The sequence below is a fragment of the Pseudolysinimonas sp. genome, from assembly GCF_031389465.1.
Lineage (GTDB): Bacteria > Actinomycetota > Actinomycetes > Actinomycetales > Microbacteriaceae > Pseudolysinimonas_A.
Genome location: NZ_JANMSQ010000131.1, coordinates 1 through 17,226 on the forward strand (window position 1 = coordinate 1; position 17,226 = coordinate 17,226).

Sequence of the window (17,226 nt, forward strand, 5' to 3'; positions counted from 1 at the left end):
TCTCGCGACGTCGCCCGTCGTGGGCAACTCGTCCCAGAGGATCTGCACCTCGCGGGGGTTCGCCCGCTCGATGAGGGCCGGAAGAACCTGACCCGCGTGCGGCCAGGTGTCCCGGCTCACCACGGCTCGGACCGTCGCCGCGGTCGCCGGGATGCCGGGCGCCTCGACGACAACCTCGAGAGCGCAGTTCTGGTACAGCGCGCGGCCGTAGTACCCGGATGCCGACACGACCTGTGCGGTACCGCGTACGCCATCCTCGATCTTCGCGTCGAAGATGAGCCCGCTTAGCCCGTCAGCCAGATCGTCGAAGAACCCCATGCGGCGAGTCTGCCGCACAACGCGTCAGGCCGGGGCGGCGATCATCCGAACTTGCCCGACACGTAGTCTTCGGTCGCCTGCACGCTCGGCTTGCTGAAGATCGTCGTGGTGTCGTCGTACTCGATGAGCTTGCCCGGCTTGCCGGTGCCGGCGATGTTGAAGAACGCGGTGCGGTCGCTCACCCGGGAAGCCTGCTGCATGTTGTGGGTGACGATCACGATCGTGTACTCCTGCTTGAGCTCCTCGATGAGGTCTTCGATCGCCAGGGTCGAGATCGGGTCGAGCGCCGAGCACGGCTCGTCCATCAGGATGACGTCGGGCCGCACCGCGATCGCCCGCGCGATGCAGAGGCGCTGTTGCTGACCGCCGGAGAGGCTCGACCCCGGCTTGTCGAGGCGATCCTTGACCTCGTTCCAGAGGTTCGCGCCCTGCAGCGACGACTCGACGAGCGTGTCGGAGTCGGTCTTCGAGATCGACCGGTTGTTGAGCTTGACACCCGCGAGCACGTTGTCGCGGATGGACATCGTCGGGAACGGGTTGGGGCGCTGAAAGTCCATGCCGACCTGCCGGCGGACGAGCACGGGGTCGACTCCTGGGCCGTAGAGGTTGTCGCCGTCGATGTAGACCTCGCCCTCGACATAGGCGCCCGGGATGACCTCGTGCATGCGGTTGAGGGTGCGCAGGAATGTCGACTTGCCGCAGCCGGAGGGGCCGATGAACGCCGTCACGGTGCGAGGTTCGATCGTCAGGCCGACATCCTCAACGGCCTTGAACTTGCCGTAGTACACATTGAGGTCGCGGATTTCGATGCGCTTGGACACGGGTCTCCTTGATTCTTCGGGTCGAGATCTAGCGACCGAGCTTGGGCGAGAAGATCTTCGCGACGAGCCGCGCGATCAGGTTGAGGGCCATCACGATGAGGATGAGCGTGAATGCCCCGGTCCAGGCGCGGTCGAGGTAGACCTGCACGTCGGTTCCGGGGTTGGCGTACTGGTTGTAGACGAACACCGGCAGGGTCATCATCCGGTCGGCGAACAGGTTGTAGTTCATGCTCGTGGTGAACCCGCAGATGATCAGCAGTGGCGCCGTCTCACCGATCACCCGGGAGATCGAGAGCGTGACGCCGGTCGCGATGCCGGCGATCGCGGTGGGGATGACGACCTTGACGATCGTCAGCCACTTGGGCACGCCGAGCGCGTAGGACGCCTCGCGCAGCTCGTTCGGCACGATCTTCAGCATCTCTTCGCTCGAGCGCACGACGACCGGGATCATCAGTAGCGAGAGGGCGACGGAGCCCCCGAAACCGAAGCGGATGCCGGGGTCGCTGAACAGGAGCGAGAAGAGCGCGTAGGCGAACAGACCGGCGACGATCGACGGGATGCCGGTCATTACGTCGACGAAGAAGGTGATCGCGGCGGCGAGCCGCCCGCGTCCGTACTCGACGAGATAGATCGCAGTGAGCAGGCCGACCGGGATCGAGATCAGTGCGGCCATACCGGTGATCAGCAGAGTGCCGGTGATGGCGTGGAGCGCGCCGCCGCCTTCGCCGACGACGTTGCGCATCGAGCTGCTGAAGAACTGGATGTCGAACCGCGGGAGCCCGTTGAGCACAACGGTGAAAAGCAGCGAGACCAGCGGGAGCAGCGCGATGACGAAGGCAGTCACGACGAGCGACGTGACGAGCCGGTCGCGCGCCTGGCGGGATCCTTCGATGAGTGCCGACAGTACGACGATCGCGAGGTCGAAAAGGATGGTGCCGAAAAAGATCGCTCCGACGATGTTGTAGTCGCCCGGTTCGCCTGCGGCCTGCACGAGCGCGACGATGAGGCCCGCCACGATCCAGCTGCCCGCGAGCAGTGCCCACGGGGTCCAGCGGGGCAGGCGTCCGGTGGTGAGCGAGTTCGCGATGCCGGCGGCCGTAGTCGTTGCCATCAGTTCGCTCCCGAGAACGCCTTGCGGCGATTGACGATGATGCGGGCGATCGAGTTGATCACGAGGGTGATCACGAACAGTACGAGGCCGCTCGCGATCAGTGCGTTCACCTCGACGCCCGACGAATCGGGAAAGTTGAGGGCGATGTTCCCGGCGATCGTCGATGAGTTGCTCGAGCCGGTGAGGACGAACGAAATGAGCACCGCGGGCGAAAGCACCATCGCGACCACCATCGTCTCGCCGAGCGCACGGCCGAGTCCGAGCATCGCGGCCGAGATGATGCCGGGCCGGGCGAACGGCAGCACCGCGATGCGGATCATCTCCCAGCGCGTCGCACCGAGGGCGAGGGCCGCCTCCTCGTGCAGCACGGGGGTCTGCAGGAAGATCTCGCGGGAGATGGCGGTGATGATCGGGATGATCATGACCGCGAGCACGATGCCGACGGTCAAAATCGTGCGGCCGGTTCCCGACGCCGGCGGCGTGAACAGCGGGATCCAGCCGAGGTTCGTGGTGAGGTCTTGGTAGAAGGGTGTCACGATCGGCGCCAGGACCTTGATCCCCCAGAGCCCGAAGACGACGGAGGGGACGGCGGCGAGCAGATCGATGATGTAGCCCAAGCCCTGAGCGATTCGCCGCGGCGCGTAGTGCGAGATGAAGAGGGCGATGCCGATCGAGATCGGGAACGCGATGACGAGCGCGATCAGAGCGGCCCAGAGGGTGCCGAAGGCGAGCGGCGCGACGTAGACCCAGAAGTTGTCGGCATCGGGGCGGAGCGCGCCGGGACCGGAGACGACGGCGGGCACGCTCTCGGCGAGCAGGAAGACCGCGACGGCCGCGAGCGCGACGAGGATCACGATTCCGGCGATCATCGTGCTCGCGGAGAAGACCCGGTCGCCGGGGCGCTGCTTGGCCCGGATCGTGGGGACTTTCGTCATGGGGAGTGGGTGACCGTTCTCATGAGGAGGCTGGAGCGTAGGGCCGTCGGCCCCAAGTCTGACGGGCTGCGTCACTCAGCGCCAGAGGCGCACGCGACGCAGCCCGTCAGGGTGGAGATGACTAGCCGATGACCTCGATCGCAGCGGTCACACGCTCGAAGAGCGCGTCCGAGATCGGCGCCGAACCGGCACCCTCGTTGGCCGCAGCCTGGCCCTCGGCGCTGGCCATGTAGGTGAAGTACGCCTTCACCAGCTCAGCCTGAGCGGCGTCGAGATACGTCTCGCAGCCGACGAGGTACGCGACCAGGACGACCGGGTAAGCCTCGCTGTCGGGCGTTCGGTCGAGCTCGATCGACAGGTCGAAGTCCTCGCGGCCTTCGACGAACGGCGACGCGTCCACGACCGCAGCGGCAGCCTCAGCCGAGTACGGGACGTAGTCCTCGCCGATCAGCACGGCGACGGTTCCGAGGTCACCGGCACGCGACGCGTCGGCGTAGCCGATCGTGCCGGTGCCGTTGGTCACGGCATCGACGACGCCCGACGTGCCCTGAGCTGCCTCACCCGACGGGAGCGGCCACACGCCGTCGGCCTCGTAGGTCCAGACCTCCGGAGCGGCCTGTGCGAGGTAGTCCGTGAAGTTCTCGGTGGTGCCCGAGTCGTCCGAACGGTGGACCGGGGTGATCGCGAGGGCCGGGAGTTCGACATCCGCGTTCTGGTCGGCGATCTCCGGCGCATCCCACGACGTGATCGTTCCGGCGAAGATGCCCGCGATCGTGTCGGCGTCGAGGTTGAGCGTGTCGACGCCCTCGAGGTTGAAGATCACGGCGATCGGCGAGATGTACAGCGGAAGCTGCACGATACCCGAGTCCGCGGCGCAGGACGCGAAGCCGCCAGCGGCGATCTCTTCGTCCTTGAACGCACGGTCGGTGCCAGCGAAGTCGCTGCCACCGGCGAGGAAGGTCTCGCGGCCTGCGCCCGAGCCAGCCGGGTCGTAGGTGATCGTGACGTCGGGATTGGCGGTCTGGAATTCGGCGATCCAGGTCTCCTGGGCCGCGCCGACGGCCGACGAGCCGGCGCCGACCAGGGTGCCGCTGAGGTCGCTGGGAGCCTCGGTCTCGCCGCCTTCGTTCGCGGCGCACGAAGCCAGGGCGATGGCCCCGACCAGGGCGATGGCGGCGATGCCGCCAGAGCGCGTGATGTTCACTGTGTTCCTTTCGGAATGGATTGTGGGACAAGAGCCCAGGTGGGCCCGACCCTGAAGGTAGGAACCGTCGGTGACCACCCTTCGGTCGCTTGGTGAACGGGAGGTAAACGACCGGAGAACGGCAACTGTGTCATCCCTGTCGGCACGAACCAGGAGTCAGACGGCGGGGCCGTGGATCTCGACGGCGACCAGCCCGCTTTCCGGGCGATCGACGGGCACATGGAGCACCGCGTACTCGCCCGTCGACAGCGCGGCCGCGCGTTGCAGTCGGGCGCTGTCAGGCGTTCCGGTCGCCCGGGTGACTGCCTCGATGATCTGCGGCAACACCGGGCCGTGACTGCAGAGCACCGCCGTCACCCGCTTCTCGAGGCGTTTCGCAACGACATCCGTCACGGCCTCATCGCGACCTGAGTAGGCATCCTGGCTGATCTTGTCGGTCTGAGCGACCGGCAGTCCGGTGAGCCGCGCGGTGGGGTTGATCGTTGTCGTGCAGCGCACCGCTGTCGACGAGATGAGTTTCGCCGGGCGGAAGGCCGCGATGCCGGGTGCGACGCTGAGCGACTGGATCTCACCGCGCGGCAGGAGAGGTCGGGTCGCATCGGGCCCCGCCCATTCGGCGGGGGGTGTCGCCTTACCGTGCCGCAGTGCGATGATCGCGAACGTGCGGGCGCGGCCCTGGGCGTACAGCTCGGCGAAGCGCTCGACGATGTCGATGTCATGCGGGTAGCTGAGCCGTTTGCGCGCCTTCGGAACGCTCATCCACGTGAGTTCTTCGATCTCGTCATTCGACGCGAACGTCGAATTCGCGATCGCGAGCGGCTCGACCTCGGCCGCCCAGTAGTAGACCTTCTTGTCCCGACCGTTCGGCATCACGTACTCGACGACGCCGAGCGGGGCGCCGAGGCCGACGACGAGGCCGGTCTCCTCGGCGATCTCGCGAACCGCTGTCTCGGGCAGCGTTTCACCCGGGTCGAGCTTCCCTTTCGGCAGCGACGTGTCTTTGTGCTGGGTGCGATGCACGACGAGGATGCGCAGCTTCCCCTTCAGCGTCACCTTCCAGCACACCGCTCCCGCGGCCAGCACGGGGTCGGTCACCGGCTGGCTCCGCGCTTGCGCGCCCCGATCTGCCTCATGAGTTCATTCTGGAGGTCGACGAGCGGCTCGCCCGCGTCATCCCGATCGTGGCGTTGCCACACCCCGTCGGAGCCGAGCCACCACGCTGACGTGTCGTCGGACATGGCGTGGTCGAAGAGCTGTTGCAGCTCGTCGAGGTGTTCGGGCCGGGTGAGTCGGAGGAGGGCTTCTACGCGGCGGTCGAGGTTGCGATGCATCATGTCGGCGCTTCCGATGAAGACCTGCGGGTCGCCGTCGTTCTCGAAGCGGAAGATGCGCGAGTGTTCGAGGTAGCGACCGAGGATGCTTCGTACCCGGATGTTCTCACTGAGTCCTTCGACGCCCGGAGTGAGCGAGCAGATCCCGCGCACCCAGATGTCGACGGGAACGCCCGCCTGGCTCGCGCGGTAGAGCCCGTCGATCACGGCTTCGTCGACCATCGAGTTGGCCTTGATCCGGATGCCGCTGGGCTTGCCCGCGTGGGCGTTGTCGGTCTCCTGCGCGATGTGCTTGAGCAACCCTTTACGCAGGTAGCGCGGGGCGACCAGGAGGCGTTTGAACTTCTTCTCGATCGCGTAGCCCGAGAGTTCGTTGAACAGCCGGGTGAGGTCCTTGCCGACGGTGTCGTCGGCGGTCAGCAGCCCGAGGTCTTCGTAGATGCGGCTCGTCTTCGGGTTGTAGTTGCCGGTGCCGATGTGGCTGTAGTGCCGCAGGCGACCGCCCTCCTGGCGGATCACCAGCGCGAGCTTGCTGTGGGTCTTCAGCCCCACCAGCCCGTAGACGACGTGAACACCGGCCTTCTCGAGCTTGCGCGCCCAGCCGATGTTCGCTTGCTCGTCGAAGCGCGCCTTGATCTCGACGAGCGCGAGCACCGCCTTGCCGGCTTCGGCGGCGTCGATGAGGGCTTCGACGATCGGGCTGTCACCCGAGGTGCGGTAGAGCGTCTGCTTGATCGCGAGTACGTGCGGGTCGAGAGCGGCCTGCTCGATGAACGCCTGCACGCTCGTCGCGAACGACTCGTAGGGATGGTGCAACAGGATGTCGCCGCGCGCGATCGAGGCAAAGACATCCGGTCGTTCGTTCGGTTCGGTCGGCAGCAGATTGACGCTCGTGGTCGGCACATGCCGCGGGTACTTGAGCGCCGGCTTGTCGATGCGGGTCACCTCGAAGAGCCCGGAGAGGTCGAGCGGCGCCGGCAGTCGGTATACCTCCTGCTCGGTGATCTGCAGCTCCGACATCAGCAACCCGAGCGTGACGTCATCCATGTCGTCGGTGATCTCGAGGCGAATCGGCGGGCCGAACCGGCGCCGCTGCAGCTCCTTTTCCAGGGCGTTGATGAGATTTTCGGCGTCGTCTTCCTCGACTTCGACGTCTTCGTTGCGGGTCACCCGGAACTCGTGGTGCTCGAGCACCTCCATGCCGGGGAACAGCTCCTCGAGGTGGTTGGAGATGAGGTCCTCAAGCGGGATGAAACGCAGCACGCCTGTGCCGTCATCGGGCAGCTTCACGAACCGCGGCAGGTTCGTCGGCACTTTGAGGCGCGCGAATTCCTCCTTGCCCGTCTTCGGGTTGCGCACCCGGATTGAGAGGTTCAGCGAAAGGCCCGAGATGTACGGGAACGGGTGGGCCGGGTCGACGGCGAGCGGCATGAGCACCGGGAAGATCTGCGCCGAGAAGGTCTCGTCGAGCGTGACCCGATCGCGTTCGTCGAGGTCGCTCCAGTGCTCGACATGGATGCCGGCCTCGTCAAGAGCGGGCTTGAGTGTTTGGAAAGCGCGCGCGTGGCGCTCCTGCAGTTCGTGGGCTCGCCGCCCGATGTCGGCGAGCACGTCGAGGGGGGCGCGCCCGGTGTTCGTCGGCACCGCGATCCCCGTCGCGATGCGGCGCTTGAGCCCCGCGACGCGCACCATGAAGAACTCGTCGAGGTTGCTCGCGAAGATCGCCAGGAAGTTCGCCCGCTCGAGGAGTGGCATCGCGTCATCTTCGGCGAGTTCGAGCACGCGCAGGTTGAACGCGAGCCACGAGAGCTCGCGGTCGAGAAAGCGGTCGCCGGGCAGTTCACTGTCGTCGATGAAGACCGGCTCGTCGTCGTAGTCGTCGAGCAGATCAGCGGCGAGCGTGGCGTCGCCGAGGGGGCTGTCCTCCATCCGCCCATCATTCCAGTGTCCGCGTGAACGCCGGATGAACGCCCGTCACGCTGCCGAGAATCCCTAAGATCCCGCGTGATCCACTTTCCGTTTTCAGGAAGAAGTGATGCCGGTGGGGGAGAAGTCGAGTGGAGTGGTCTCACCAGCCACTTCCCCAACATCCGCCCCACCAATTCCTGAAAACGGAAGGCGTAAGAAGCCGTCCTCCGGACTGGGCCGTTCAGGAGACGGGGGCGAGCCGGTCTTCGTCTTCGTAGACGTTGAACCGGTAGCCGACGTTGCGAACGGTACCGATGAGCGACTCGAGGTCGCCGAGCTTCGCGCGCAGGCGCCGCACGTGCACGTCAACCGTGCGGGTGCCCCCGAAGTAGTCGTAACCCCACACCTCACTGAGCAGCTGCTCGCGCGTGAAGACGCGAGACGGGTGGGTCGCGAAGAAGCGCAGCAGCTCGAATTCTTTGAAGGTGAGGTCGAGCGGGCGGCCGTGCACCTTCGCCGAGTAGGACGCCTCGTCGATGACGACACCCGACGCTTGGATCTTGGATCCGGTCTTCTCCATCGCGAGACGGCCGATGACCAGCCGAACGCGGGCATCCACCTCGGCGGGTCCGGCAGATTCCAGGATGACGTCGTCGACGCCCCAGTCGGCGGAAACCGCGGTCAGCCCACCCTCGGTGAGCACGAGCACGAGCGGTACCGTGACGCCGGTCGTGTTGAGGATCTTGCACAGCGACTTCGCGCTCGCCAGGTCTTGCCGCGCGTCGACGAAGATGAGGTCGGCGGTCGGCGCGTTGATGAGCGAGGCGGGCTCGGCAGGAATCGACCGGGTGCGGTGAGAGAGCAGTCCGAGGGCGGGCAGAACCTCACCGTCGACCGCTGAGGTCAAGATGAGTAACTGGGCCACGCGGGAGTCCTCCAAAACGCCTACCCGACAGTGTACGGACACCTACGATTGACTCGTGTCCGCCCACTCTCGCAGCGTCCCCCCAGTGTGGGTCGCCGCACTGGGCGGCGCAGTCGTCGTCGGGGTCTTCGCGGGGGCGCAATTTCTCACCTGGATCCCCGTCGTCGCGGCCGCCGCAGTACTGCTGACCTTCGTGATCCAACTCTCGCTTCAGCGCAAAGAAGGCCTCGTCAACCGCATCATCGCGAGCGTTGGCGGAGTGCTGGTCATCCTCGCGGTCGCGACGGTCGTGCTCATCCTGCTTTACCCGGCGTCGCTCGATAGGCTTGTCGCATGATGCTCGCCCTGGAACTCTTCTTCATCGGGCTCCTCGGGCTCGCAGTGCTGGCGATCGGTTTCGTTTCGCTCGTCGTGCTCTACAACCTCTTCCGCGGCCAGCGCTAGAGCAGGGGGAAGCCAACGATGTTCGACATCGACGCTTCCCTGCCGGCGGAGATCGTGCCGCTGTCATGGCTGCTCGGCGTCTGGGAAGGTACCGGCGTCATCGCCTACCAGGTCGGCGACGATGTGCGGGAGCACGAGTTCGGCCAGCGGGTCGCGTTCACCCAGGACGGCGGTGCCCACGTGCAGTACGCCTGCTCGACGTGGCTGCTCGGTGGCGATTCCGATCCGCACCGCACCCTGTTCTCGGAGATCGGCTATTGGCGGCTCAGCCGTCCGCTCGGGGTCGCCGATCCCGGCCCCGGAATGCTCCCCGGGGTTGGCGATCCGGTGTTCACGACGGCCGAAGCGGTCGAGACGCTGCGTAACGCGGCGGGATCTTTCGACCTTGAGGTGACGATCCTGCAGCCCGGGGGCGTGAGCGAGCTCTACCTCGGCACCGTCGATGGACCGCGAATCGATCTCGGCACCGATGCCGTCGTGCGCTCGTCGACCGCGAAGGAGTATGCCGCCGCGACCCGGCTCTACGGACTCGTCGACGACCACCTGCTGTGGGCGTGGGATATCGCCGCCCTCGGACAAGACCTCCGCACGCACGCATCCGGACGGTTGGCGAGAGTTGAGTAGCCCCTTCGCCGCCCGGGAGGGGGCCGTCGGCGACCCGCCGCAGCACTACGGCTCGCTGCTCGCCGAGCAGCGGGAGCTCGCCGCGGGGCGCGCCATTGTCGACCTTTCCGACCGGGATGTCGTCACCGTTACCGGTCCCGACCGGCTCAGCTGGCTCGACTCCCTGCTGTCGCAGAGCCTCGCCCGCCTCGAACCCGGGGAATCGGCCGAAGCGCTGTTGCTCGATCCGAGCGGCCGCATCGAGTTCGCCGTGCGAATCGTCGATGACGGTGAGACCTCCTGGCTGCTGATGGATGCCGGCACCGGTGCCGGGCTGGGGACCTTCCTCGATCGGATGCGGTTCATGCTGCGGGTCGAGGTAGCCGACCGGTCTGCCGAGTTCGCAGCGATCGGCACCCTCGGGGCGCCGATCGCTGGAGTCGCGACTTGGCGTGATCCGTGGGCCGCGGTAGTTGCCGGCGGCCACCAATATGCGACGGCAAAGGAGCATCCCGGGGCTGCGTGGACGTACTCCGAGACGATTGTGCCGCGCGCCGACCTCGTCGCACTCGCCGACCAGCCTGCTGCCGGCATCCTCGCGCTTGAGGCGCTGCGCATCGCCGCCTGGCGTCCACGGGCGGCGACCGAACTCGACGCCACCGCGATCCCGCACGAGTTCGACTGGATCCGCTCGGCCGTTCACCTCGCGAAAGGCTGTTACCGCGGGCAGGAAACGGTCGCGAAGGTACACAACCTCGGCCACCCACCGCGGCGGCTCGTGATGCTGCACCTCGACGGGTCGGACAACGTCGCGGTTGCGGCGGGCGACGACGTGCGCGCGGGGGAGAACATCGTCGGCCGGGTCACTGCCGCCGCCACCCACTTCGAGCTCGGGCCGATCGCGCTCGCCGTGGTCCGGCGGGCGACCGATCCTTCTGCGACGCTCGCGGTCGCGGGGGCTGAAGGGGTCGTGGCTGCCACCCAGGAGGTCATCGTGCCGACCGACGCCGGTGCGGAAGCCGACGTGCCCCGGCTTCCGCGGCTCGGAGCGGTGCGGCGGAACGAATGACCACACCCGACGACGGCGCCCTCCGCCGACTCGAGCGCCGGATTGCGGTGCGTGCGCGCATCCGCGAGGGGGGCGACCGGGTCGTCGGGTCGTTGCCCGCGATCATCCAGATCATCGTCGCGGTCGTGATCGCCTACTCGATCACCCGATGGCTGCTCGGCCACCCGTACCCGCTGCTGGCCGTGACCGTGACGATCACCTCGCTCGGCCTCACCCGAGACGCGCGGCCGCGGCGGGTCGCCGAGAGTCTGCTCGGTATTGTGCTCGGCGTCGCGGTGAGCGAGTCGATTGCGCTTCTGGTCGGCAGCGGGGTCTGGCAGCTCGCGATCGTCCTGCTCGTGGTCTTCGTCGTGGGACGCTTCATCTCGCCGAACCCGCAGTTCGCCGTTGCGTCCGCGATTCCCTCGGCGATTGTCATGTTGCTGCCTGCGGGGCAGGGGTTGTTCGGCCGCACCGTCGACGCCATCATCGCGGGCGTCGTCGCCCTGCTGGTGACCGCCCTGATCCCGCGCGACCCTGGCCGCACGGCGGCGCGCGACCGGCAGGCGATCTTCGCCGTGCTGACCGAGTCGACGGAGTCGATCGCCCGTTCGTTGCGCGACGCCGATGAGGCGGCAGGCGAACTCGCGCTCTCCCGCCTGCGCCGCGCCGCACCGTTGTTCGAGGCGTGGAAGCAGTCGCTCGACACGGCGATCGCCGTCGCGCGCATCTCCCCATTCCTGCGCGGACGACTGCCCGAACTCCGTCGCAACTCGCGAGCGGTCGACGCGGTCGACTTCGCGACGCGGCATCTGCGCATGATCGCCCGTCGCTGCCTCTACCTGGGGCGCGACGGCATCCCGCGCCCCGGCCTCGCCGACGCCCTCACGACCGTCGCCACCGGCGTGCGGATGCTCGGCGAGGAGCTGCAGGAGCCACAGGCTGCGGGCGCCGCCCGCTCGGTGCTCACCGATCTCGCGCGGCGGCTCGACCCGGTGACGCTCATGCCCGATGCCGGTCTCGCCGACGCCTCCGTGCTGCTCTTGCTGCGTCCCCTCGTCGTCGACCTGCTCGTCGGCACCGGGATGCCGCATGACGAGGCCCGCGACCTGCTGCCCCCGATCTAGCGCGTCGATCTAGCGAGGCACGACGGCAGCCCAGTCGAGCGTCAGCTCGCCGAGGCGCCAGCGCGCCCGGGTGCCGCGCACCGGCCAGCCCGCCTCACGCAGGGACGCGACCACCGCGATCCAGCGTTGCCGCGGCCCGTAGACACCGAGCGGCGCGTGCATCGCCCACAGCCGGTCGAGGGTGAGAAGCAGCTCGTGGATGCGCTCGCCCGTGACGTTGCGGTGGATGAGCGCCTTCGGCAACCGTTCGGCGACGACCGACGGCACGTCGAGGTCGGCAAGCCGCAGCGAGATCGTGAACGTGCGCGGACCCTCCGGTGTGAGGCCGACCCAGGACGCGACTCGGCCGATTTCGTCGCAGGTGCCCTCGACGAGAAGCCCGTCGGGTTGCAGCCGGGTGCACATCGTCGCCCAGGCGTCGGCGACCTCGCGCTCGTCGTACTGCCGCAGCACGTTGAGCGCCCGGATGACCGCGGGCTGTCGACCGCCGGGCAACGGCACCTCGAAGCCGCCGAGGCGGAACTCGACGCCGTCCCGGGTGGCGGCGGACGCGAGCCGCACCCGCGCGGGGTCGATCTCGATGCCGACGACCACGACGTCGGGCCGTGCGGCGGCGAGGCGGTCGCGCAACTCGAGCGTCGTCGTCGCGCTCGCCCCGTAGCCGAGATCGACGACGAGCGGGTCGTCGGCGCTGCGGATGACGGGCTGCGCGGCGATCCACCGGTCGACCCGGCGCAGGCGGTTGACGTTCGTCGTGCCGCGCGTGATACGACCGACGGGACGAGCCATGCGGCCATTCTCGTAGGCTGGAGGGCATGTCGACGCTCATCCTGCTCCGCCACGGCAACTCCGACTGGAACCAGAAGAACCTGTTCACCGGGTGGGTCGACGTGCGGCTGTCCGAGCAGGGCGTCGCCGAAGCCAAGCGAGCGGGCGAACTGCTCGCCGAGTCGGGCCTCGCTCCCGAGATCCAGTACACGAGCGTGCTCACCCGGGCGATCCAGACCGCGAACCTCGCGCTCGAAGTGGCCGACCGGCTGTGGATCCCGGTGAAGCGCACGTGGCGCCTCAACGAGCGTCACTACGGGTCGCTGCAGGGGCTCGACAAGGCCGAGACCCTCGCGACGTACGGCGAGGAGCAGTTCATGACCTGGCGCCGTTCGTTCGACGTGCCGCCGCCCCCGTTGGCCGATGACGCCGAATGGTCGCAGTTCGGCGACGAGCGGTACGCCGACATCCCGGATGCCGACTTCCCGCGCACCGAGAGCCTGAAACTGGTGATCGACCGGATGCTGCCCTACTGGGAGTCCGACATCACGAAGGATCTCGCGGCCGGGAAGACCGTGCTGGTCACCGCGCACGGCAACTCGCTGCGCGCACTGGTGAAGCACCTTGACGACATCCCTGACGACGAGATCGCGGAACTCAACATCCCGACCGGCATTCCGCTCGTCTACGAGCTGAATGACGCCTTCCGCCCGACCGCGCCCTCGCGGTACCTCGACCCCGAAGCGGCCGCTGCGGGGGCTGCCGCGGTCGCGGCACAGGGCAAGAAGTAGAAGTAGCCCGAACTACTCCGCGGCGTCGAAGCGGGCGCCCACCCACGGGATGAGGCCGACACGCCACAGCCCTAGCTGTCGGTGGGGATCCAGTCGCCCGTCGCGAGATACTGCACCTTCTTGGCGATCGAGACGGCGTGATCGGCGAAGCGTTCGTGGTAGCGGGAGGCGAGGGTCGCGTCGACGGTGTCGACCGCTTCGCCCTTCCAGCTCTCACCGAGCATCATGTCGAAGACCGCGAGGTGGAGCGCGTCGACCTTGTCGTCTTCGTTGCGGATCGCCTCGGCGATCGCGGTGTCCTGCGTGCGCAACAGCTCGGTCAGCATCCGAGCGATTTCGACATCGAGCCGGCCCATCTCGACAAACGTCGGGCGGAGTTTCTTCGGAACGGCCTTCTCGGGGAAGCGGTAGCGCGCGAGCTGGGAGATGTGGGTCGACATGTCGCCCATGCGCTCGAGAGAAGCGCTGATGCGCAGGGCGCTCACGACGATGCGGAGGTCACGCGCAACGGGCTGCTGCCGAGCCAGGATTTGGATGGCGAGCTCATCGAGCTCGTAGCACGCCGCGTCGATCCGGTCGTCTTCGGCGATGACGGTCTCGGCGAGGGTGACGTTCGATTCGTTGAAGGCCTGAGTCGCCTTGTCGATCGACTCGGCCACGAGGGACGCGATCTCGACCAGCCGATCCTGCACCTCTCGCAGCTCCTGCTGGAACACCTCGCGCATCGTGCACGTCCTCTCGTTTTGCGGGCAGGGTGAAACAGCCCCAACGCAGGCCACGGTGCCCGCATCAGGTTAACGTCCGGTGTCGGACGCCTGAACTTTCTCCGGCCGGAGCCCGGATCACCGGGGATCCGACCGCTGCCAGGTTCCCAGTGCGCCCTAATCTAGTCGCATGGACCAGGCCTGGCTCGTGCCGGTCGCGATCGCGTTCGGATTCCTGCTCGGGGCCGGCTCGGCTGCCGCGATCGTTGCGGCGCACCGCCGCGGGCAGCGAGCTGTCGCCGTGATCACGCCGACGGTTCCCGAGGGTGCGGATGAGGTCATCGACTCGCTCGAGTCCGCAGGCATAGTGCTCGACGCCTCGAACAACGTGCTCAAGGCCTCGACGGGTGCCCTCGCGTTCGGCCTGGTCTGGAACCAGGCGCTCATGCATCCCGAACTCGTGGCGCTCGTCGACCAAGTGCGCCGCGACGGTGAGCCGATCGGACGAGAACTGCACCTCTCGCGCGGACCGTTCGGCGAGGCATCCATCTACGTCTTCGTGCGCGTCGCACGCCTCGGCACCCGGTTCGTGCTGGTCCTCGCCGAAGACCGCACCGAGTCCTACCGACTCGACGAGGTGCGTCGCGACTTCGTGGCGAACGTGAGTCACGAGTTGAAGACCCCGATCGGGGCGGTCAGCCTGCTCGCCGAGGCGCTCGAATCCGCAGCGAAAGAGCCGGATGAGGTGAAGCGTTTCGCGAAGCGCCTCTCGATCGAAGCGGAGCGGCTTGCCCGCACAACGCACGAGATCATCGAACTGAGCCGCCTCCAGGCCTCCGACGTGTTGCAGGAGGCTGCGGTCGTTGATGTCGACACTGTCGTGGCGCAGGCTGTCGACCGCAACCGTGTCGCCGCCGACAAGCACGGCATCTCCCTCGTTTCGGGCGGCGACGCCGGTTCCGAGGTGTTCGGCGACGTCGGCATGCTCGTCACCGCCGTGCACAACCTGGTCGCCAACGCGATCCAGTACTCGCCCGACAACTCACGCGTCGGGATCGGAGTGACCCACGCCGACGGAGCCGTCGAGATCGCTGTGACCGATCAGGGCGTCGGGATTCCGGAGGCAGAGCGGGAGCGTGTGTTCGAGCGCTTCTTCCGAGTCGACTCGGCTCGCAGTCGAAACACCGGCGGTACCGGCCTCGGTCTGGCGATCGTCAAACACGTCGTGCAGAACCACGGTGGCGATGTGCGCGTGTGGTCGCACGCGGGCAGCGGTTCAACCTTCACCATTCGTCTTCCCGAGGCCGCCAGTACGCCGGCTGCCGCCAACCTGAAACTCGGAGCCGCCCCGTGACACGCATCCTCATCGTCGAAGACGAGCCCTCCCTCTCGGAGCCGCTCTCGTTCCTGTTGCGGAAGGAGGGCTACGACACCGAGATCGCCGACGATGGTCGGGTCGCTCTCGCCGCGTTCGACCGAGCTGGGGCTGACCTGGTGCTGCTCGACCTCATGCTTCCGGGGCTTTCGGGCACCGAGGTGTGCCGCGAACTGCGCACCCGGTCGGCGGTGCCGATCATCATGCTCACCGCGAAAGACAGCGAAGTGGATATCGTCGTCGGCCTGGAACTCGGCGCCGACGACTACATGACGAAGCCCTACTCGTCGCGAGAATTACTCGCCCGTATCCGGGCCGTGCTGCGCCGCCACACCGAGTCCGCCGCCGACGACCATGGAGTCGTCGAGGCCGGCACCGTGCGCATGGATACCGAGCGCCACTCGGTCTCGGTGAGCGGCAACGAGGTGGCGATGCCGCTGAAGGAGTTCGAACTGCTCGAGTTGCTCATGCGCAACGCCGGGCGGGTACTCACCCGCGGGCAGCTCATCGACCGCGTCTGGGGCTCCGACTACTTCGGCGACACGAAGACGCTCGACGTGCACATCAAGCGCATCCGCTCGAAGATCGAAGACGAGCCGTCGGAGCCCAAGCTGCTGCTCACCGTGCGCGGCCTCGGCTACCGCTTCGAGGGGTAGCGGGAGCTACGGAGCGGGAGTTTCCGTCGGAGTGGGATTCGCGGTGACCGTCGGGGTCGGCGTGGGCGTCGGGCTCGGCAGGAGGCCGTCGTACTCGCCGAGTGCGGTGTCGAGCACGGGGACGTCGATTCTCTTGCCCGGGCGGTCGCCGTACTGGAAGTAGATCGACAGCAAGGCCCCGGGGGCCGCGTCAATGCCGGGCAGGAAGACTTGGGCGTCTTCGCCTCCGAAGAACACGGTCTCGCCGGCGGGAACCTCGATCTCGACGTTGACCTTCTCGCCGTCCGACAGGTACTGCAGGGTGAGGTCGACGTCGCTGTCACCGGAGTTTGCAGCCGCGGCGAAGAAGTTGCCGTCGTCACCGTCTTCGGTGAAGACGATCGCGTTGATCACCTTGATGTCACCGACGGTCACGCTCACGCCGTCACTCGCGTCGTACGGCTCCTGCGTTTGGGGGAAGGCGAAGCTGCAGGCGCTCAGGCCCACGACGAGGGCGATGGCGGCGGCGATCAAGGCCCCGGTACGAACTCTCACTGCGACCCTTCCGGTCGATTTGTTCACGTGCTTTCCCAGCCTAGCGGCGACCGGTGACCGGGCCTGAGTTAGGGCAGGCTTACCCCCGGCTCGCCGTGGTAGACTGGCCAGTCTGCGGAAGGAACAACTCCATGCTCTTTGAGGTCGGCGAAACCGTCGTATATCCCCACCATGGCGCCGCGACGATCATCGAGGTCAAGAACCGCACCATTCGTGGTGTCGAGAAGCTGTACCTGAAGCTCAACGTCACCCAGGGCGATCTGACCATTGAGGTCCCCGCCGACAACGTCGACCTCGTCGGCGTCCGTGACGTCATCGGCAAAGAGGGGCTCGACCGGGTGTTCGAGGTGCTTCGTGCCCCGTTCACTGAAGAGCCCACCAACTGGAGCCGTCGCTACAAGGCCAACCTCGAGAAGCTCGCCTCCGGTGACGTCATCAAGGTCTCCGAGGTCGTGCGCGACCTGTGGCGTCGCGACCAGGACCGCGGCCTGTCGGCCGGTGAAAAGCGGATGCTCGCGTAAGCCCGCCAGATTCTGATCTCCGAACTCGCGCTCGCCGAGAAGACCGACGAAGAGAAGGCCTCGACGGTTCTCGACGAGGTCCTCGCCTCTTAGCGGCCGCTC

At 67.2% G+C, this 17,226-nt stretch carries 18 protein-coding genes and 1 pseudogene; 8 read left to right on the forward strand and 11 right to left on the reverse strand.

The window, feature by feature from the left end:
- The 8 genes from RMO30_RS04940 to RMO30_RS04975 form a co-directional block, all read right to left on the reverse strand.
- Positions 1–318, reverse strand: a 318-nt coding sequence (locus RMO30_RS04940) for a hypothetical protein (RefSeq protein WP_309710282.1), incomplete at its 3' end; no start/stop codon positions are given.
- Positions 319–359: 41 nt separating this feature from the next.
- On the reverse strand, positions 360–1,139 hold the full coding sequence (gene pstB, locus RMO30_RS04945; protein WP_309710285.1) for a phosphate ABC transporter ATP-binding protein PstB: 780 nt from the start codon (positions 1,137–1,139) through the stop codon (positions 360–362).
- A gap of 28 nt (positions 1,140–1,167) precedes the next feature.
- Positions 1,168–2,250, reverse strand: coding sequence for a phosphate ABC transporter permease PstA (pstA, locus tag RMO30_RS04950; RefSeq protein WP_309710288.1), 1,083 nt, complete (start codon positions 2,248–2,250; stop codon positions 1,168–1,170).
- A complete protein-coding gene (pstC, locus tag RMO30_RS04955) occupies positions 2,250–3,185 on the reverse strand; it encodes a phosphate ABC transporter permease subunit PstC (RefSeq protein ID WP_309710291.1) in 936 nt (311 codons plus the stop codon). Before pstC ends, pstA begins: the two co-directional genes overlap by 1 nt.
- A gap of 121 nt (positions 3,186–3,306) precedes the next feature.
- Positions 3,307–4,389, reverse strand: a complete 1,083-nt coding sequence (locus tag RMO30_RS04960) for a phosphate ABC transporter substrate-binding protein PstS (protein WP_309710294.1) — start codon at positions 4,387–4,389, stop codon at positions 3,307–3,309.
- Positions 4,390–4,545: 156 nt separating this feature from the next.
- Positions 4,546–5,484 carry an NUDIX domain-containing protein gene (locus RMO30_RS04965; RefSeq protein WP_309710296.1) on the reverse strand — a complete coding sequence of 313 codons (939 nt, stop codon included), beginning with the start codon at positions 5,482–5,484 and terminating at the stop codon, positions 4,546–4,548.
- On the reverse strand, positions 5,481–7,649 hold the full coding sequence (locus tag RMO30_RS04970) for an RNA degradosome polyphosphate kinase (RefSeq protein ID WP_309710300.1): 2,169 nt from the start codon (positions 7,647–7,649) through the stop codon (positions 5,481–5,483). Before RMO30_RS04970 ends, RMO30_RS04965 begins: the two co-directional genes overlap by 4 nt.
- A 220-nt stretch (positions 7,650–7,869) precedes the next feature.
- On the reverse strand, positions 7,870–8,553 hold the full coding sequence (locus RMO30_RS04975) for a winged helix-turn-helix domain-containing protein (protein ID WP_191283451.1): 684 nt from the start codon (positions 8,551–8,553) through the stop codon (positions 7,870–7,872).
- Between the two features lie 55 nt (positions 8,554–8,608).
- On the opposite strand from RMO30_RS04975, the gene RMO30_RS04980 reads away from it, so the two are divergent.
- From RMO30_RS04980 to RMO30_RS04995, 4 genes are all read left to right on the forward strand, one after another.
- Positions 8,609–8,890 carry a hypothetical protein gene (locus RMO30_RS04980; protein WP_309710305.1) on the forward strand — a complete coding sequence of 94 codons (282 nt, stop codon included), beginning with the start codon at positions 8,609–8,611 and terminating at the stop codon, positions 8,888–8,890.
- A 125-nt stretch (positions 8,891–9,015) separates the two neighbouring features.
- The gene (locus RMO30_RS04985) at positions 9,016–9,621 is read left to right on the forward strand and encodes an FABP family protein (RefSeq protein WP_309710307.1); all 606 of its coding nucleotides are present in this window, start codon (positions 9,016–9,018) and stop codon (positions 9,619–9,621) included.
- Entirely contained in the window at positions 9,614–10,669 is a 1,056-nt protein-coding gene (locus RMO30_RS04990) for a folate-binding protein (protein WP_309710309.1), read from the forward strand. Before RMO30_RS04985 ends, RMO30_RS04990 begins: the two co-directional genes overlap by 8 nt.
- Complete coding sequence (locus tag RMO30_RS04995) at positions 10,666–11,775, forward strand: FUSC family protein (RefSeq protein ID WP_309710312.1); 1,110 nt, start codon at positions 10,666–10,668, stop codon at positions 11,773–11,775. Before RMO30_RS04990 ends, RMO30_RS04995 begins: the two co-directional genes overlap by 4 nt.
- A gap of 9 nt (positions 11,776–11,784) precedes the next feature.
- On the opposite strand, the gene RMO30_RS05000 is transcribed toward RMO30_RS04995, so the two are convergent.
- Complete coding sequence (locus RMO30_RS05000) at positions 11,785–12,564, reverse strand: class I SAM-dependent methyltransferase (protein ID WP_309710315.1); 780 nt, start codon at positions 12,562–12,564, stop codon at positions 11,785–11,787.
- A gap of 26 nt (positions 12,565–12,590) precedes the next feature.
- Between RMO30_RS05000 and RMO30_RS05005 the strand changes: the two genes are divergently transcribed.
- On the forward strand, positions 12,591–13,334 hold the full coding sequence (locus tag RMO30_RS05005; RefSeq protein ID WP_309710317.1) for a phosphoglyceromutase: 744 nt from the start codon (positions 12,591–12,593) through the stop codon (positions 13,332–13,334).
- Positions 13,335–13,405: 71 nt separating this feature from the next.
- On the opposite strand, the gene phoU is transcribed toward RMO30_RS05005, so the two are convergent.
- Positions 13,406–14,059: a phosphate signaling complex protein PhoU gene (gene phoU / locus RMO30_RS05010; protein WP_309710320.1), complete on the reverse strand. Its 654-nt coding sequence runs from the start codon at positions 14,057–14,059 to the stop codon at positions 13,406–13,408.
- Positions 14,060–14,228: 169 nt separating this feature from the next.
- On the opposite strand from phoU, the gene RMO30_RS05015 reads away from it, so the two are divergent.
- Both RMO30_RS05015 and RMO30_RS05020 read left to right on the forward strand, forming a co-directional pair.
- Positions 14,229–15,392: an ATP-binding protein gene (locus RMO30_RS05015; protein WP_309710323.1), complete on the forward strand. Its 1,164-nt coding sequence runs from the start codon at positions 14,229–14,231 to the stop codon at positions 15,390–15,392.
- Positions 15,389–16,069, forward strand: a complete 681-nt coding sequence (locus tag RMO30_RS05020; RefSeq protein ID WP_309710326.1) for a response regulator transcription factor — start codon at positions 15,389–15,391, stop codon at positions 16,067–16,069. The genes RMO30_RS05015 and RMO30_RS05020 overlap by 4 nt, the downstream gene beginning before the upstream one ends.
- Positions 16,070–16,075: 6 nt before the next feature.
- On the opposite strand, the gene RMO30_RS05025 is transcribed toward RMO30_RS05020, so the two are convergent.
- Positions 16,076–16,603 (reverse strand): DNA modification methylase, encoded by a 528-nt coding sequence (locus RMO30_RS05025; RefSeq protein WP_309710328.1) that lies wholly within the window; start codon positions 16,601–16,603, stop codon positions 16,076–16,078.
- Between the two features lie 131 nt (positions 16,604–16,734).
- Between RMO30_RS05025 and RMO30_RS05030 the strand changes: the two are divergent.
- Positions 16,735–17,217 (forward strand): annotated as a pseudogene (locus RMO30_RS05030) (CarD family transcriptional regulator).
- Positions 17,218–17,226: the final 9 nt, after the last annotated feature.

Bases quoted from the DNA above. Each gene is read 5' to 3' on its own strand.
- RMO30_RS04970 (WP_309710300.1), bottom strand. From the start codon at position 7,649: ATGGAGGACAGCCCCCTCGGCGACGCCACGCTCGCCGCTGATCTGCTC.
- RMO30_RS05015 (WP_309710323.1), top strand. From the start codon at position 14,229: ATGGACCAGGCCTGGCTCGTGCCGGTCGCGATCGCGTTCGGATTCCTG.
- RMO30_RS04985 (WP_309710307.1), top strand. From the start codon at position 9,016: ATGTTCGACATCGACGCTTCCCTGCCGGCGGAGATCGTGCCGCTGTCA.
- pstC (WP_309710291.1), bottom strand. From the start codon at position 3,185: ATGACGAAAGTCCCCACGATCCGGGCCAAGCAGCGCCCCGGCGACCGG.
- RMO30_RS05000 (WP_309710315.1), bottom strand. From the start codon at position 12,564: ATGGCTCGTCCCGTCGGTCGTATCACGCGCGGCACGACGAACGTCAAC.
- RMO30_RS04995 (WP_309710312.1), top strand. From the start codon at position 10,666: ATGACCACACCCGACGACGGCGCCCTCCGCCGACTCGAGCGCCGGATT.
- phoU (WP_309710320.1), bottom strand. From the start codon at position 14,059: ATGCGCGAGGTGTTCCAGCAGGAGCTGCGAGAGGTGCAGGATCGGCTG.
- RMO30_RS05005 (WP_309710317.1), top strand. From the start codon at position 12,591: ATGTCGACGCTCATCCTGCTCCGCCACGGCAACTCCGACTGGAACCAG.
- pstA (WP_309710288.1), bottom strand. From the start codon at position 2,250: ATGGCAACGACTACGGCCGCCGGCATCGCGAACTCGCTCACCACCGGA.